Here is a 16,097-nt window from a genome sequence, read left to right as displayed (position 1 = left end):
CCTTGCGCGCGACAGCGACGACATCGTCGCGGAACTCCCTGGGGTATGGCTTGGGCACAGAGACATCCTTCCAGCGAGGACGCGAGCCCTCACAGGTCAGGTGTCAACCAATCTCGGAGCAGTCCCTCCCTGTCCACATCTTTGCGTTCGGTGCCTGCCCAGTAGATTGTCCTAAGTGGACCGCGTCCCGGGGTGTTCTCGGCGGTTCGTTCGTGGATAGCGTGGGGTCATGTCGCGATTGTCTGTGCTGTTCCTTGCCGTCCTTGGTGCGCTCACGTTGTTGGTCGTGCCCGCGAGTGCCACGCCCGAGCGTGTGTGGTTGCCGCAGCCGACCGGTGGCAATTCCGTTGGTACTACGTCCTTTCCCCTGGTAGACCGCAACCGCGTTGATCCGTGGGCGCCCACTCCTGGGCCGCGTGAGTTGATGGTCCAGACCTGGTATCCCGCTCGTTCCACCGCCGGGCGTTCGCGTGCTCCCTATGCCGCGCCTGAGGTGCTCCGGGCGCTCGAGGCAACCGTCGCTGCGCCTGCTGGTTCGTTGGATTCAGTCAGTCCCAGGGCTTTTCTGGGTGCGCCGGTGCGGCCGGGGAGGTTGCCACTGGTGCTGTTCAGCCACGGTTTCGGTGGCAGTCGGGCTACCAGTGCCGCTCGCCGAGGATTTGGCCAGTCATGGCTACCTCGTCGTTGCGGTTGACCACACTTATGAGGCCGCTGCTGTGAAGTTTCCTGATGGTCGCGTGCTCTACAACAACCGGCCCGCTGATGAGTCCGTTGAGCAGCGCGATGCCGCGATCACCGTTCGGGCCGACGATCTGCGGTTCGTGCTCACCGAGGTCGAGCGCCGCTGGTCGGTCGACGTCCGTCGCGTTGTGGCTGTGGGGCATTCGGCTGGTGGGGCTACCGCCGCTGAGGCCGCGCAGTCCGATTCCCGGTTCCGCGCGGCGCTGAACATGGATGGTGCCTTCTCCAGTCGGGTCACCCGGGCTGGTGTGCCGAGGCCGACCCTGCTGCTGAGCGGCGCGTGGGACTTCGACAACTGGGTCCAGTGGCGCGGTGCGCAGCAGACCTGGGGCCGTCACCTCGCCGCCAGTGGGATGGGGCACTACAGCTTCACCGACGCGCCGTACTTCATCGAGCCGGCGCACCTGCGGGAGCGGTTGCCCGCGCCGGTGTTCGCCGAGTTGTTCGGGACGGTCGCGCCTGCCCGTGCCATCGAGGTCCAGCGGACCTACGTGCGGGCGTTCCTCGACCGGCACCTGTTCGGCGTGCCGAGCCCGCTGCTCAACCGTGCCACGCCCCGGTTCCCCGAGGTGTCGGTTCGCTGGTCTACCCGTTGACCGCCCGGAGGGGGTGGGCCGGGCCCGCCCCCTCTGCCAGACTGTCCAAAGCGGACTGTGACGCCGGGTCGGCCGCCCGGTAGACGATCAGCCGGTGTCCCGTGCCGTGCAACGGGTTGAGCACTTCGAAGTCCACCGTCACCGGTCCGACCCCGGGGTGCAGCAGGGGTTTGCGGCCACGGCCGTTGACCCGGACGTCCTGCCGGTCCCACAGCCGCTCGAACTCGTCGTTGCGGGAGAGCTCGTCCACCAGGGCCGACAGCTCGGCGTCGTCCGGGTGTGCCGCCCAGGCCGCGCGCAGGTCGGCGATCGCCTCGCTCAGGACGCGTTCGCGGTCGCGGTAGAAGTCGCGGAACGCGGGGTGGGTCAGGCACATCAGCAGGGCGTTGTGCTGGGCGTCGGGCAGGGTATCGAAGTCGAGCATCAACCGGGCCATCTGCGGGTTCCACGCCACGAGGTCGAACCGGTGGTCGATCAGCAGTGCGGGCAGTGGGGCCAGGTCGTGCACCAGGCGCGCCAACGGGCCGGGGTCCGGTGTCCGGCGCTCGGCCGCGGATCGCTGGCCCGCCAAGGCGAACATGTAGTCGCGCTCGTCCAGGTCAAGGCGCAGCGCGCGGCCGAGCGCCGCCAGCACCTCTGCGGACGGGCGCAGGCCGCGGCCCTGTTCGAGGCGGGTGAGGTAGTCGACGCTGACGCCCGCGAGGTCGGCGACCTCCTCGCGGCGCAGACCGGGGGTGCGGCGCACCCGACCGAGCACGGGCAGGCCGACATCACCGGGGGTCAGGCGTTCGCGGCGGGTCCGCAGGAACCCCGCCAGCTCGCCGAGCAGGTCGCGCACTGTTCCGATCCTACGTTCCTGGTACCGCCGGTCCCAGGATGAAGCGACCCTGCCCGGTGCCGCCGCGCCGCGACAGGCTGGTCACAGACCAGACGACAGGAGATCGACCAGTGACCGACTCGCTCGACAACTACCGCCTGCTCGGCCGCTCCGGCCTGCGCGTGTCCCCGCTGTCGCTGGGCGCGATGACCTTCGGCGCCGACTGGGGCTGGGGCGCGGACAAGGACGACGCCCGCCGGATCTTCGACACCTACCTCGACTACGGCGGCAACTTCGTCGACACCGCGAACAACTACACCAACGGGACATCCGAGGCACTGCTCGGCGAGTTCAGCGCCGGTAGGCGTGATCAGCTGGTCATCGCGACCAAGTACACGCTGAGCACCAGCCCCGGTGACCCCAACTCCGGCGGGAACCACCGCAAGAGCATGGTGCGCTCGGTCGAATCCAGCCTGCGCAGGCTGAAAACGGACTACCTGGACCTGCTTTACCTGCACGCGTGGGACAACACCACGCCGGTCGAGGAGATCTTGCGGGCCATGGACGACCTCGTCCGGGCTGGAAAGGTGCTCTACACAGGAATTTCGGACACGTCAGCCTGGCAGGTGTCGCGCATGCAGGCCATCGCCGACTTGCGCGGCTGGTCCCCGCTGGTGGCGCTGCAGATCGAGTACAGCCTCATCGAGCGGACGGTGGAGCGAGAGTTGATCCCGATGGCGCGGGAGCTGGGGCTCGGCGTCGTGCCGTGGTCACCGCTGGCCAGCGGCGTGCTCACCGGCAAGTACACCGCCGCCGACCTGGCGCCGGTCGACGGGCCCGCGGTGCCCGAGGGCACCCGGCGCGACATCGCGATCGGCAACGGCGCGTTGACCGAGCGCGGTCTGGCCATCGCGGAAACCGTCCAGTCCGTCGCCGCCGACCTGGGCACCACCCCGTCGCGCGTCGCCTTGGCCTGGACGCTGCTCAACCCCGGCGTGACCTCGACCATCGTCGGCGCCCGCACGGTGGCCCAGCTGGAGGACAACCTCGGTGCGCTTGAGGTCCGGCTCGAGCCCGCGCACGTGGCGACCCTGGCGGAGGCGAGCGCGGTCAGCCTAGGCTTCCCGCATGACTTCCTGCGGCGGCCGCTGACCCGCGCGGTGATGTTCGGCGACGTCAAGATCGCGGCTCGGTAAGCCCCCCGGACCAGCCGTCCTGGAACGTGTCGGCGTGCAGTTCGACCCCGGTCGCGGCCTGGACCGCCAGCGCGGCGCACTGCGCGAACGACAGCGCTTCCGTCTCGGCGGCGGCCCCCTCGGTGAACCCCACCGCGTCCAGGGCCGCCGCCAGCCGCGGACTGGGTGTGCCCCAACGCCAGCCGTTGACCGCGTTGAGCCCGGAGGTGACCTCGCCGTCCTCGGCGAAGATCACCGCCACCTCGTTCGGGCTCGACCGCATGGTGCACGCGGTCCCTCCGCCGGCGGAGAGATCGCCCAGCAGCCCGGGCTCCTCGCCCACCCAGCCGATGAGCCCCTCCAGTTCCAACACGACAGTCCAGCCCGCGGTTTCCTTGCCCAGCAAAAGGGTCTGGCGATCTGCGCGGCTGCTCGAGGCGACCAGCCGTCCGGTGACCTCGGCCAGGCCGTTCGGCCGGACGACCGACTCGACCACACCCATGAACTCCAGCGCGGCGTCCAGCGGCATGTCGGTCACGGTGACGCACCAGCTCTCGCCGAACACGTTGGTGAGGTCGACCAGTTCCGGCATGCGGCCCTCCAGCTCGGCGGTGGTGGCGGGACCGCGGCCCCGCCACCACCGGAAACCGTGTGATGCTATCGGATCTCGACGTAGAACCGGTCGTTCGCCACCTCGGCCAGGTCCTGGTCCCAGGCGAGCACGCGGTCCTGGACGTAGTGGGTGATCAGCAGGCCACCCGCGACGCTGTTGTCCCGCTGGGGAACCGCGCGCACCGAGAAGTCCCAGAACGGGTTCGCCGCGCCCTCCAGCGTCGAGGCGAACGGGTACTCGTCGCACTGCTCCGCGGGCGGGTTCGGCCGGACCGGCAACCCGGTGTCGAGGTACTCGGCGGCGTACGGCCCCTCCTTGTAGCAGGCGCCCTGCTTGTGCTCCTCGTTCGCCTTCGTCTCCCCGGGTTGCAGCACCGAGGTGATCCGGTGCAGGCTCGGGGCGTTGGGGTTGGTGGGCTGGAACTCACCCGGGATGCGCTTGTCGCGCGGTGCGGGCGTTCCCGGCGGCACCAGCAGCGGGTAGGTCTCATTGGGACGGGTCTGCGCGCCGAAGATGTGCAACGCCACGGACCTGTGGTCGGAGTCGAGGTGGTAGGTCAACCGCGAGGTCACCTCGCTGAAGACGCACGCCTTCGGGTACCTGGTCGACCCGAAGTTGAAGTAGGTGGCCGAGTCGCACCGCAGCTGCCGCGCCTCGGTCCGCCCGCGCTGGAGTGTCTTGTACGGCGGGAAGTCGGTGAAGTACTCGAAGTACCAGTGGTTGTAGGAGACCTTGTCGCGAGCCGCGCCGGACTCCTCGCGGTTGTAGACGTCCCAGTGGAACCAGAAGTCGCTGTTGTCCCAGACGATCCACGGCATCGTGGCGGCGCCGTCGTTGGCGAAGCACACGTCTGAGCCCTGGGCGCACTGGTTCATGATGCTCAGCGGCACGTTCGGCGCCACGAACAGGTTGTCGAACCACCCCCAGTCGTAGTCGACGGAGTCGCGCTGCACCCGCGCGAACGACCGAACCCGCCGCTGCGTGTCATCGCCCTGGGTGAAGATCTCCAGCGTCGCCTTGGTGACACCCTCCTTCCTGATCGGCACGCCCTGCTGGTTCACCGACCAGTACTCGACCTCCATCGAGGCCCGCACGCAGTGGGTGAACCGGTTGTGGATCCGGCCGAACTCGCCATTGGAACTCCCCTTGAAGCACGCGTCGAGCAACGCGGCATCCGGCCGATTGCCAATGGGCGCCGCCGCGGCCGTGCCCGTGTCCACCGCGTGCTGGGCCGCACTGACGCGAGCCTGCCGCGCCGACTCGGCGAGCGGCACAGTGGTGACCGGCTCAGGCTTGTCCGACGGCTGCCTCCCGGCTGCCTGCGGCTGCTCGGGCCGGGTGGCCTGCTTGCCGTCCTTTGCCTTGGCGCGCAACTGGTCCAGCTGGTCCTGCGGGATCCCGACGACAGCCTTGGTGGCCACCGGAACCTCACCCGCGACCGACCCGGACCCGGGCTCTCGCGGCGCGGCGGACCCGGGTGTCTGCCCGGCCACCAACAGGGCCACCGCGATCCCGACGACGGTTAGACGTGGTCTTGGAGCATGAATACGAATGATCGTTCTCCTTCTCCGCAATGCCGGAACCGCACTCGGGGCAGCGCGCGAAAGCGCACCCACCAATACCCAAGAAATTCCGACACACCCCAGATCAGCGGCGCGAGCGCATCTCCCCTAGACCGCGCCACCGAATGACCCAACCACCCTGACACCACCACCAGAGCGCTGCGCACCGCCATCCGGGTGACGTCAACCCCTTGCCACAACTGGCAAATCAGCCCGCCGGCCGGTAAACAACGTCACGCTGACCATCCTGTCCGGACCATCGGAAAAGCGCTGGCGCCGCATCGATCCGCTGCCGGTCATCCCCCAAGTGAGCACCGTGACAGCAGTCGAGAAGCTTTCGGAGGTCGGGTTCCGCCTGCGGGGTGAGTCGTGCCAATGGAACGATCAACTTCGCAAGGCTCACCAGCCACCCGACGACGTCGTCCTCGTGGGCATGCGGGAATTCCTTTTCAACACTTCCTCGAGGTGTTGGGGGTGCCGGCGCAGAGCCCGAGGACAGCGAGCGGACGTCGACGGTAGCTCCACAGCACGGCCGGACGCCCTCGCGCGCCATCAGCGCGACGACTGATCAAGGGGCGTCGCGCACACGGCCGGATGCAGGGTGAGCCCGGAGATCCATCCGGTGGTTGCGGTCTCGCTCATGCCGGGATGGTGGAGTGGCCGATCACGACGTCGCTCAGAACAGGGTCGCGGGCCCGATCGGTTCGGGTTCGGGGAGTGCGTTGAGGTCGGGTACGAGCTTTCGCACGTCGTCGTGGAATTGGCGGGCTAGGGCGGGGGCGTCGTGGTTGTCGGGGGTGTGGAGGAAGACCGTGGGTGATCGGCCCTCGCGTAGCCAGTCGGCGACTACCGCGGTCCATGGCTGCCAGCCCTCGACCGTTTCCTCGGCTGCGTCCCGACCCAGGTAGCGGACGATCGGTTGGTCGGTCAGTGCCCGCGTCCGCCTTGGCAGTCGTGGTTTCTTGGTCCAGGCGTCCTGTGCGGCCTCGCTGGTCGGTGGGCTCTGGAAGAAGACCGTGGTGTCGAACGGCACCCACTCGGTGTCCGCGTGGGCCAGCGCCCCCTCGAGCGTCGTGGTCGAGCGGGTGTCGGTGAAGAAGTCGGGGTGGCGCACCTCCACGGCGCGCCTGCGGTCGGTGGGGAGTCTGCGCAGGAAGCGGCCGAGGGCGTCGATGTCCGCGGGGCCGAACGAGCTGGGCAACTGGGTCCACAGGACCGCCCGGTCCCCGAGGGGTTCGATGGCGTCCAGGAACGCCCGCATCTCGGTCTCGACACCGACCAACCGGCGCTCGTGCGTGACGACCTTGGGCAGCTTGACCACGAACCGGAAGCCGGGGTCGGTCTGCTGGGCCCAGGTCTCGACGGTGGCGCGGGCGGGGGTGGCGTAGAAGGTGGTGTTGCCCTCGACCGCGTTGCACCAGCCCGCGTAGGCGCGCAGGCGCTCCTTGGCGGGCAGTGACTGTGGCAGGAACCGGCCGGGCCAGGTCTTGTGGGTCCACATCGCGCAGCCGACATGAAGGCGTGCCACTGCGTCGTCAGCTCCCCTCGATCATGACTCAAAGACAGCTGTAGCCGGTTCGCCGGGGCGGCGGCAGAACACCCGCGGTCCGCGCCGACACCACCGGGAGAACACGGCTGAACTGCGGAAACGCTTGATCAAGTGAGTGCCCCCGGCAGGATTCGAACCTGCGACGCACGGTTTAGGAAACCGATGCTCTATCCCCTGAGCTACGAGGGCTGGCGGGCTACACCCTACCGGGTCGTTCTCCGGGTTGACGCGGGACCACCGGTGCGGGTGGTCCACTAGGGGCCATTCCGGATGTCGGTCCGCTTACCAGCGGGCAGGATGTTCGACACACGGACGAGGGGAGTGGCGAGGGTGGCGCAGCGACGGTTGGAGATCGACGGGGTCTCCAAGAGGTACGGGGACGTCGTCGCACTGCGGGAGATGACGTTCGCGGTGGAGGCGGGGGAGTTGTTCGGGTTCGTGGGGTCCAACGGGGCCGGTAAGACGACCACGATGAGGATCGCGTTGGGGGTGTTGGCAGCCGATGCCGGCGTGGTCCGGTGGGACGGCGAGCCGATCACCCTCGAGACCCGGCGGCACATCGGGTACATGCCCGAGGAGCGGGGGCTTTACCCGAAGATGAAGGTCGGCGAGCAGCTCGTCTACCTGGCCCGGCTGCACGGGCTGAGCACGGCCGACGCCAAGCGGTCGGTGGCGGAGTGGACTGAGCGGCTGGGGGTGGCCGGGCGGGTCGGCGACGAGGTGCAGAAGCTCAGCCTCGGCAACCAGCAGCGGGTGCAGTTGGCGGCCGCCCTGGTGCACAACCCCACGATCCTGGTGCTGGACGAGCCGTTCTCCGGGCTGGACCCCGTGGCGGTCGACGTGATGAGCAAGGTGCTGGCGGACAAGGCCGCCGAGGGGGTGCCGGTCGTCTTCTCCAGCCACCAGTTGGACCTGGTCGAGCGGCTGTGCCACCGGGTCGGGATCGTCCGGAGTGGGCAGATGGTGGCCTGCGACACCGTCGACGCGCTGCGGGCGGGTGGCACCGTCCACTTGGTCGTCGAGGCGCCGAACGCGCCGCCGGGGTGGGCAAGCGGGTTGCCGGGGGTGACGGTCAAGGAGCAGGTCGGCGCCCAGACCGTGCTGGAACTCGGCGACGGCGCCGACGACCAGGCCGTGCTGCGGGCCGCGCTGGCGACCGGGCCGGTGACCGAGTTCACCCACCGCCGCCAGACGTTGACCGAGTTGTTCCGCAATGTCGTGTCCGAGCACACCGAGGAGGCCGCGGCATGAGCACGCTGCCGGACGTCCGTTTGGGCAACTGGGAAGCCGTCAGCCTGGTCGCGGGCCGGGAGGTCGGCACCCGGCTCAAGTCCAAGGCCTTCATCATCACCACGGCGGCCACGCTGCTGCTGCTGATCGGGTTCACCCTGGTCATGAAGTTCGTCTCCGGCGGCTCGGACGCCACCGTCGGCGTCGTGCCGAGCGCGGTGGCGCTGGAGGCGCCGCTCAAGGCGACCGCGACCTCCATCGGCCAGACGATCGACACCCGCGCGGTGGACGAGGCCGCCGGGCGCGGGCAGATCGACGACGGATCGCTCGACGCCCTGCTCGTCGGCGACGGGTCGAAGATCGTCGTGGTGGTCAAGAAGGAGATCGACGAGAAGCTCAAGAACACCCTCAACGTGCTGGCCGGGCAGCTCGCGCTCAACCAGGAGATCACCGACCTCGGCGGCGACCCGGCCACCATCGGCCAGGCGGTGGCCGGTGCCAAGGCCGAGGTGCGGCCGCTGGAACCGCCGTACGACTACAACGGCCAGCAGCTGGTCATCGGCATGATCGCCGGCGTGCTGATCTACATGTCGCTGCTGATCAACGGCCAGTCGGTGGCCCAGGGCGTGGTGGAGGAGAAGTCCAGCCGGGTGGTGGAGCTGCTGCTGGCCACGATCCGGCCGTGGCAGCTGATGGCGGGCAAGGTGCTCGGCATCGGCGTGGTCGGCCTGGTCCAAATGGTGGCGATCGGCGGCGTCGGCATCGCCGCGGGCCTGGCCACCGGGGTGCTCACCATCTCGGTGTCGACCGCGGTGGGCACGGTCATCTGGCTGGTGGTGTGGTTCCTGCTCGGCTTCTTCGCCTACTCCCTGGTCTTCGCCGCGCTCGGCGCGCTCGTCTCGCGGCAGGAGGACATCGGCGGGGTGATCACGCCGCCGCTGATGTTCGTCATCCTCGGGTACGTGCTGGGCATCTCGATCCTGCCGACCGACCCGGGGAACCAGCTGGTCGAGGTGCTCTCGATCATCCCGCTGTTCGCCCCGACCCTGATGCCGATGCGGCTGGCCATGGGCGGCGTCCCGGCCTGGGAGGCGGGCCTGGCCGTGGTGCTGGTGCTGGCCCTCATCCCGGCGCTGGTGTGGCTGTCCGGCCGCATCTACCGCAACGCGGTCATGCGCAGCGGCGCCAAGGTGAAGCTGCGCGACGCCCTGCGCGCCGCCTGAGTTCCGCGGAAGTCGAACGGCCGTCCCCGCGCGGGGCGGCCGTTTTCCTTCTCCTGCCAACCCCTTACACCCCTGGGACGGCAGCTTCGCGACTGGTTCGGCTGGTGTGCTGGGTTATCCCAGCGACCACGAGGAGCGAACCACGTGCGGATCCGACGACTGATCGCCGCGAGCGCAGCCGCCCTGTTCACCGCGGCCACCCTGGTCACGCCCGCGCCCGCTGAGGTGACCGGCACGTGGGCGTGCTCGGTGCCCGCGGGCTACACCTACACCTCCGTGACCCAGTCGACCCAGTGCGGCAGCGGGGGCAACACGGCACCGCGCTACTACATCGAGGTTCCCGCGAACAACCTGTGGGCTTGCACGGCGCCGTCGAACCTCACCTACATCCCGGTCACCAGCTCCAGCCAGTGCAGCACGATCAGCACCGCGCCGCGGTACTACCTGCGGACGCCGCAGAACAACATGTGGGCGTGCTCGATCCCGTCCGGCTACACCTACTCCCAGTACGTCCAGTCCAGCGAGTGCTCGACCATCGGGACCGGGCCGAAGTACCTCCTGGTGAAGATCTGACCCGCGGCAGGCTCGGCACGCCGGGTGCCGAGCCTGCCCCCGTCGGTCAGCGGTGCGCGGAGAACTCCACGACCTGCTGGAACGTCGGCCGGTTCTGGAAGCTGATCGGCTTCTGGGTGATGCCGCCCAGCGCGTTGTGGATGATCGAGTCCGCGCACCACTGGTCACCCGCGGTGCACCCGGGGGTGGCGGGGTAGACCTGCGCCGCGGGCACCGCCGCTGCTTGGCGCAAGGTGTCGAGCAGGACCTGCTTGCACCGGCCGAGATCTCCGCCGCCGCAGAAGCGCTGGCTGAGGGGTGCGGTCACAGGATCGCCCAGCACTGCGCGGATGTCCTTGTGCACATAGCCCCACCAGCCTGCCTGGAATGATGAGCCCTGGTGGGCGTTGCCGTTCGACGGCGTCTCGTCCACCTTGATCCGGCGCGTCAGCTCCGTGTACGCGGCCGACCCCAGGCCGGGCTCGAACTCCGCGCGGACCAGCAGCGGCCACCAAGCGTCCAAGAGGCGGATCGCGTCGGTGTTGGCGTAAGACTTGCTGCCCTGGGCGGTTTCCGTGCGACGACCACCGGCGGTGAGCCACTGGCGCAACGACGTCACCGCGCCTGCGGTTGATGCGTCACCGTCGCCCACCACGCGCAAGAGCAGCGGGAGGATGCGTTCCGCGCGAAGGTCGGTCAGCGCAGCTTCCTCCATGGCCTTGGTAAGAGCAGCCCGGTCAACGCCACCGCGACTCACCAGTTGCTGGACGCGCGCGTCCAAGAGATCCCCGCGGTGCACGGACTGCCGCTCCAAGCCCGCTGCCGCCGTGCCGGGGGCCTGTCCGTTGTTCCACGACACCAGGTAGTCCTGATTCACTACCTGTGGGTGTTCGGCAGAGGGCGTGTAGGAGGCCCGGTTGGTCGCTGGATCCCAACCGACCCAGTCGTTCCCGGCCCACGTGGGCATTCCGGGGTCCACGGTGGCGCGGCGGACCGGGTTGCTGCCGGAGTTGTAGTACGCGATGTCCTTCGAGTCCGCGTAGAACCAGTTGAACGTGTACCCCACGTGCGCGGCGGCCCGCTGGAAGTCGGCTGCCGAGTGGATGGCGTCCGGGTCGTTGAACTCTTGGAAGCCGACCACTGAGTCCAGTTCGTGCAAGAACGTCGACCGCAGTTCGGCGTACGCCACCGGCTTGCCGCCCACGGTAGCGCGGTGTGTCACGGGTCCATACTTCGTGCGGTAGGACCGCAGTGTGTAAGAGCCCGCCGGTGCCGTGCTCCCCACCGAGCTGAACCAGGAGTTCTTACGCTCCACCACGTCCATTGGGAGACACTGCCCTCGGAACAGGTAGTAGTTGCTGTCCTTCGACACGGGCCCGCTCGGCGAGCACAGCTCCACCGCGTAGGTGTCCGTGATGTCTTGGCCCGAACTCGTCGCGCTCCACGAGTAGTCCTGACCACGCCCGAGCAGGATGTAGAAGCTGATCCCGGCGAACGAAGCGCCACGCGCGCTGATCCCCGGTCCCTGGAGCTCTTGCAGCATCAACAGCTGCGGCGCGAAGTACCCGGTCTGCGGACCGAACACCGCAACCGGGTGTCCGCTGGCCGTGTGCGAACCGGCGACCAGCAGGGCGTTCGACATCCCGTGCTTGTTCTCCAACAGGTCACCGGGCAATACGCCGTTGTCAAGGATTCCGCGTACGGAACTCAACCCGGGAGAGGTACGGGCAGGTGCAAGAGAGCTCGCACGGTCGAAGACCACCTGCTGGGCCGTCACCGACCCCTTATCGGGCAACGCCTCCCCCTGGGGACTCGCGGGGCGCTTGCCGTACGGGAAACTCTGTCCGTTGTGGATAGTCTTGGCGTGCTCCGGGTCGTCCTCAGCACGGAGGCCCTGCCAGACCCGTTCGCCCTCGACCACGCCGTAGCGCTCTTGCAAGGCCAGCTTGGCCACCGCCGACTGCACCTCGCCGCCGCCCCCGCCGCCGAACTGCGCGCCGATCACCGAGGCGATCACAGCCAGGTCCCTGAGTGTGAACGGCTCGATCCGCCCCGCGTTGGTGATCGTGTCGATGTGGCCGAGCAGCACGTACTCGCCGGGGAAGTAACGTCCGTTGTACGCCTCGGAGATGTACTGGTTGACGCCCTCCACATAGGACTGCGCGTCCGCCATCGCCTGCGCCCCGCGCGGGCCGGACGCGGCCACCTCGTCCACCTGGCGCTGCAACTCGGCCTCGGTGTAGGGCGCGTCGGCGAAGAAGTCCTGCTCCAGGTGCTGGTTCGCCTCCGCGCCACCGGCGAACGGCGTCAACTGGCCGCGCCCCACCCGGCGCAGCACGTCCATCAGGAAGAGCCGGTCTTGCGCGGCGGCGTACCCTGCCCCGAAAGTCGTCCCACCACGGGTGGTCCCGTACACGTGCGGGGTGCCGGTGGCCTTGTCGCGGATGATCGTCACGTCCGCGCGCGGCTTGCGCGTGCTCTCCACCTGGTCGGCGGGCACACCGAAGGAGGCGTCGGTGAAGAAGGTGTTGATCTTGTCTGTGGTCAGGGCGCGGTAGCCTTGCGCCAACGAGTCGTACTTGCCCAGTTGGTCGTCGGCGTGCCGCGGCCGCGTGCCGAATGCCTTGTGGGCGAGGATCTCGACGAGGGTAGCGCTGCCGTTCTGCCCGGGCGGGACGATGTCGCCGCATTGTCCGAGGCAGTAGTCGTTCGCGGCGTAAGAGGTTCTGGGTGGTGCGGCGTCCGCCTGTCCGGTGGTGACAAACAGGGCTGCGGTTACGGCTAACGCGCTGACAGTGGAAGTCGTGATCCGTGCGGCTCGTGCCATCTGCCGAGGCTCCTCTCGCGAAGCGTGACGCCGCGTGACGTTACCGGCACGTAGCAGACTGGCGAAAGAGGTTCGGATTTGCCGCGTGCTGTCAAGTGGACCATGGCACGGTAAGATACCAACCAAATAGATCTATTCTTCGTAATAGATTGACGCCAGTCGGGAGGCGTGTGTGATCAAGGTGCTCATCGCGGACGACGAGGACCTCGTCCGCTCGGGGCTGCGGACGATCCTGTCCAGCGCGGGCGACATCCAGGTCGTGGCCGAGTGCGACGACGGTGCGCCGGTCGCCGAGCAGGTCGCCCTGCACCGCCCGCACGTCGTCCTGCTCGACATCCGGATGGGGTCGACCGACGGCATCACCGCGCTGCGCAGGCTGATGGCCCTGCCCGAGCCGCCCGCGGTGTCGATGCTGACCACCTTCGACGTCGACGACTACGTGCGCGAGGCGCTGCGCCTGGGCGCCGCCGGGTTCCTGCTCAAGGACACCGAGCCGGTCCACCTGGTCAAGGCCGTCCGCGACCTGGCCAGGGGCGGCGCGGTGCTCGACCCCAAGGTCGCCGCCCGGCTGGTGCACGCGGTGGCCGACGCAACCCGCGCCGCCGAGCCCGCGCGCAGGCTGCTCGAGATGCTGTCCGACCGGGAGTTGGAGGTGGTCGGGTTGGTCGGCGAGGGACTGTCCAACGCCGAGATCGGGCACCGGTTGCACCTGTCCGAGGCGACGGTGAAGGGCTATGTGTCTGCCGTGCTCGGGAAGATTGGTGCGGCTAACCGCGTCCAGGCAGCGCTAGTGGCTTACCGGGGCGGTCTTATCGCGTGAGTCCTCGGTAGAGCCGTGCACCTCGACGCGGTTGCGGCCCCGTCGCTTGGCTCGGTAGAGCGCGGCATCGGCGTTGGCGAAGAGGCGCTCCAAGGTGTCCTGACCGGTCGCCACGCCGATGCTCACCGTGGGCCGCTGGGTCGCGCCGAGCACGGCGGTCCAGTCGTGCATGTCCACGGCCACCCGGATCCGTTCGGCCACCGCCGCGCCGACCGGGCTGGTGAAACCGTCGGTGTGGTCGATCGCCGCCTCGGTGAGCAGAACCACGAACTCGTCCCCGGCCCACCGCGCGATCACGTCCCCGCCACGGCACTCCACCAGCAGCACTTGGGCGATCTCCCGCAGCGCGGCGTCGCCCGCGGCGTGCCCGGCGGCGTCGTTGACCCCCTTGAACCAGTCGACGTCGATCAGCACCAGCCACGGCACCCGGCCGCCCGCAAGAGCTCGTTTCAACAGTTGTGGCGCCGTGCGCTCAAGACCCAGCCGGTTGGCCAAGCCCGTCAACGGATCACGCGCGGCGGCCTCTTGCGCCGCGGTGGCCAACCGTTGCGCGCGGATCGCGAGCCTGCGTTGCTCCAACGCCTGCCCGAGGCCCTCTTGCAGCGTTTCCATCGCCATCTGCCGCGCACTGATGTTGAGTCTTAGCGCTGCCGCTTCACCCACGGCGTCGCCGTTCTCCCGGCAGATGTCGGCAAGATCCTCCGAATAGCGCTGCAGCAGGGAGGTGTCGTTGATGCGCGCGGCCTCCTCGACCGCGATCCGGCCGTAGTCGATGGCCTGGGCCAGCGCGCCCTGCCTGCGGCGGATCATGGACAGCACCCAGTGGCCCACCGACCGCGACCACCGGTTGCTCTGCGCCTCGGCCAGCGCGAGGGCCTGCCGCGCGGTCTGCTCCGCCCGCTCCAGCTCGCCGATCCCGGCCAGCGACGCGCCGTAGGCCGACAGCAGGGCCAGGTGGACGCGGCCCTCGGAGACCAGGCCCAGGCCCTCCTCGAACATCGGGATCGCCTCGCGGAAGGTGGCCACGGCCTCCTCTTCCGGCAGCTCGCACGCCCGGAAGTTCAGCGTCCCCGCCAGCCCTTGCAGGGAGTGGGCGAGGATCTCCACGTCGTGGCCGGTCCGCGCGACCTCGACCGCCACCCGCGAGATGTCCAACGACGCGCGGCGGTGCCCGATGCCCTCCAACAGGTAGCCCAGCCGCCCGAGGGTGTCCGCGGCGAACGACCCGGACGGCTGCTCGGCGTCGATGTCGCTCCAGCCCGCCGCGGCCAGCTCGAGGGCCAGCGGGATCCGCTTGAGCCGCCACGCGGCCACCGCCCGCCGGGTGAGGATGGCCGCCCGGGTCCACGGGTCCAACCCGGGCGGCACCTTGGCGACCAGCTGGTCGAACAGCGCGTTGGCCTCGTCGTTGCGGCCCGCGTCGATCAGCAGCCGCACCTCGCTGTCGGCGCGCAGCGCCTCGGTGGCGGCCACCTCGTCGGCAGCCTGGTCGTTGAGCCCCACACCGTCCTCGTCACCGTCGGAACGGACAACGAACGGCGGCCCGTTCGTGGCCTGCGACACAGTTCGGATCAGGCTACAAGGGCCGGACGTCGTGACCCGTTCGGAGTAGTGAGCGTTGCCGGATCGTTGTGACGATGGGTGCTCGACCCGCTGCGGCGGGTCAACTCGTACTAGGCGTCAGCTGTGGATCTGCGAGGTACCGTCCGGCGAGTCCCTCCACTGGGTGAACGGCCGGTCCAGGGACCACCGCCCGTCGGTGTGGGTGAGCACCCGGTGGTCGCAGTGCGGCGGGTTCGACAGCGACTCGAACAGCTCGATGCTCCACGAGAACATCCGCCTGCAGAGCAGCCGCATCGTCAGCCCGTGCGAGACCACCAGGGCGGTGTCGGGGTGCGTCCGGTCGTGTTCGACCCGTTGCTCGAGCTCGGTCAAGAAGCTCGCTACCCGGTCGTCGACGTCCGCGCCCGATTCACCGTGCGCGAGCCGGTAGAAGAAGTGGCCGAACTCGTGCCTCTTCTGCTTTTGCACCTGTTGCTCTACCGGGTCCTGGAGGTTCCCCCAGTCCTGTTCGCGCAGTCGGGGCTCTTGGACTTGCCGCTCTACCGGCAGACCCAGTAACTCGAAGGTCCGCATCGTGCGCACGTACGGGCTGATGTAGGCAGCCACCGGCTGACCCGCCAACAGCTCGCGCAGGCGCGCGCCCTCGGCGCTCGCCTGTTCCTCGCCCCGCGCGGTCAGCGGCAGGGCATGGTCGGGGATGCGGCAGTAGGCGAGCTCGTCGATGTTGCCGAGACTCTCGCCGTGCCGCAGCAGGATGATCCGCACACTCACTATGGTGCCCAATGGCCGCGCATCATGAGTGCGGGCGCCGACCATGACCCGGGAGTTG

The 16,097-nt window shown here is 69.0% G+C and carries 13 protein-coding genes and 1 tRNA gene; 6 read left to right on the top strand and 8 right to left on the bottom strand.

Going from position 1 to position 16,097, the window contains the following annotated elements; genetic code table 11:
* The first annotated feature begins 641 nt into the window (after window positions 1-641).
* Window positions 642-1,337 carry an alpha/beta hydrolase gene (locus QSK30_RS26770; protein ID WP_285506892.1) on the top strand — a complete coding sequence of 232 codons (696 nt, stop codon included), beginning with the start codon at window positions 642-644 and terminating at the stop codon, window positions 1,335-1,337.
* Here QSK30_RS26770 and QSK30_RS26765 read toward each other — a convergent pair.
* Complete coding sequence (locus tag QSK30_RS26765; RefSeq protein WP_285506890.1) at window positions 1,327-2,175, bottom strand: helix-turn-helix domain-containing protein; 849 nt, start codon at window positions 2,173-2,175, stop codon at window positions 1,327-1,329. The genes QSK30_RS26770 and QSK30_RS26765 overlap by 11 nt on opposite strands.
* Window positions 2,176-2,285: 110 nt before the next feature.
* Between QSK30_RS26765 and QSK30_RS26760 the strand changes: the two genes are divergently transcribed.
* On the top strand, window positions 2,286-3,350 hold the full coding sequence (locus QSK30_RS26760) for an aldo/keto reductase (RefSeq protein ID WP_285506888.1): 1,065 nt from the start codon (window positions 2,286-2,288) through the stop codon (window positions 3,348-3,350).
* Here QSK30_RS26760 and QSK30_RS26755 read toward each other — a convergent pair.
* From QSK30_RS26755 to QSK30_RS26740, 4 genes are all read right to left on the bottom strand, one after another.
* On the bottom strand, window positions 3,331-3,921 hold the full coding sequence (locus QSK30_RS26755; protein ID WP_285506886.1) for a DUF6461 domain-containing protein: 591 nt from the start codon (window positions 3,919-3,921) through the stop codon (window positions 3,331-3,333). The two genes, QSK30_RS26760 and QSK30_RS26755, sit on opposite strands and share 20 nt — an antisense overlap.
* 65 nt (window positions 3,922-3,986) lie before the next feature.
* A complete protein-coding gene (locus QSK30_RS26750) occupies window positions 3,987-5,363 on the bottom strand; it encodes a NucA/NucB deoxyribonuclease domain-containing protein (protein WP_285506884.1) in 1,377 nt (458 codons plus the stop codon).
* Between the two features lie 817 nt (window positions 5,364-6,180).
* Window positions 6,181-7,032 carry a DUF72 domain-containing protein gene (locus tag QSK30_RS26745; protein WP_502871890.1) on the bottom strand — a complete coding sequence of 284 codons (852 nt, stop codon included), beginning with the start codon at window positions 7,030-7,032 and terminating at the stop codon, window positions 6,181-6,183.
* A 137-nt stretch (window positions 7,033-7,169) separates the two neighbouring features.
* Window positions 7,170-7,242, bottom strand: a tRNA-Arg gene (locus QSK30_RS26740).
* Window positions 7,243-7,383: 141 nt separating this feature from the next.
* On the opposite strand from QSK30_RS26740, the gene QSK30_RS26735 reads away from it, so the two are divergent.
* From QSK30_RS26735 to QSK30_RS26725, 3 genes are all read left to right on the top strand, one after another.
* Window positions 7,384-8,304, top strand: coding sequence for an ABC transporter ATP-binding protein (locus tag QSK30_RS26735; RefSeq protein ID WP_285506881.1), 921 nt, complete (start codon window positions 7,384-7,386; stop codon window positions 8,302-8,304).
* The gene (locus QSK30_RS26730) at window positions 8,301-9,506 is read left to right on the top strand and encodes an ABC transporter permease (protein ID WP_285506879.1); all 1,206 of its coding nucleotides are present in this window, start codon (window positions 8,301-8,303) and stop codon (window positions 9,504-9,506) included. The genes QSK30_RS26735 and QSK30_RS26730 overlap by 4 nt, the downstream gene beginning before the upstream one ends.
* A gap of 144 nt (window positions 9,507-9,650) precedes the next feature.
* The gene (locus QSK30_RS26725; RefSeq protein WP_285506877.1) at window positions 9,651-10,079 is read left to right on the top strand and encodes a hypothetical protein; all 429 of its coding nucleotides are present in this window, start codon (window positions 9,651-9,653) and stop codon (window positions 10,077-10,079) included.
* Between the two features lie 46 nt (window positions 10,080-10,125).
* On the opposite strand, the gene QSK30_RS26720 is transcribed toward QSK30_RS26725, so the two are convergent.
* On the bottom strand, window positions 10,126-12,885 hold the full coding sequence (locus tag QSK30_RS26720) for a penicillin acylase family protein (RefSeq protein WP_285506875.1): 2,760 nt from the start codon (window positions 12,883-12,885) through the stop codon (window positions 10,126-10,128).
* Window positions 12,886-13,057: 172 nt separating this feature from the next.
* On the opposite strand from QSK30_RS26720, the gene QSK30_RS26715 reads away from it, so the two are divergent.
* Complete coding sequence (locus tag QSK30_RS26715) at window positions 13,058-13,705, top strand: response regulator transcription factor (RefSeq protein WP_285506873.1); 648 nt, start codon at window positions 13,058-13,060, stop codon at window positions 13,703-13,705.
* Here QSK30_RS26715 and QSK30_RS26710 read toward each other — a convergent pair.
* Together QSK30_RS26710 and QSK30_RS26705 are read right to left on the bottom strand one after the other, a co-directional pair.
* Window positions 13,673-15,268 carry a tetratricopeptide repeat-containing diguanylate cyclase gene (locus tag QSK30_RS26710; RefSeq protein ID WP_285506871.1) on the bottom strand — a complete coding sequence of 532 codons (1,596 nt, stop codon included), beginning with the start codon at window positions 15,266-15,268 and terminating at the stop codon, window positions 13,673-13,675. The genes QSK30_RS26715 and QSK30_RS26710 overlap by 33 nt on opposite strands.
* A gap of 117 nt (window positions 15,269-15,385) precedes the next feature.
* Window positions 15,386-16,033 carry a histidine phosphatase family protein gene (locus QSK30_RS26705; RefSeq protein WP_285506869.1) on the bottom strand — a complete coding sequence of 216 codons (648 nt, stop codon included), beginning with the start codon at window positions 16,031-16,033 and terminating at the stop codon, window positions 15,386-15,388.
* Window positions 16,034-16,097 lie beyond the last annotated feature (64 nt).

The sequence above is a fragment of the Actinokineospora sp. NBRC 105648 genome, assembly GCF_030269645.1.
GTDB lineage: Bacteria > Actinomycetota > Actinomycetes > Mycobacteriales > Pseudonocardiaceae > Actinokineospora.
The sequence above is the reverse complement of the archived record's forward strand: the minus strand, read 5'-3'. Positions and strand labels throughout refer to the sequence as shown.

Coding starts and splice junctions, on each gene's coding strand:
- QSK30_RS26755 (WP_285506886.1), bottom strand. CDS start 3,921: ATGCCGGAACTGGTCGACCTCACCAACGTGTTCGGCGAGAGCTGGTGC.
- QSK30_RS26730 (WP_285506879.1), top strand. CDS start 8,301: ATGAGCACGCTGCCGGACGTCCGTTTGGGCAACTGGGAAGCCGTCAGC.
- QSK30_RS26720 (WP_285506875.1), bottom strand. CDS start 12,885: ATGGCACGAGCCGCACGGATCACGACTTCCACTGTCAGCGCGTTAGCC.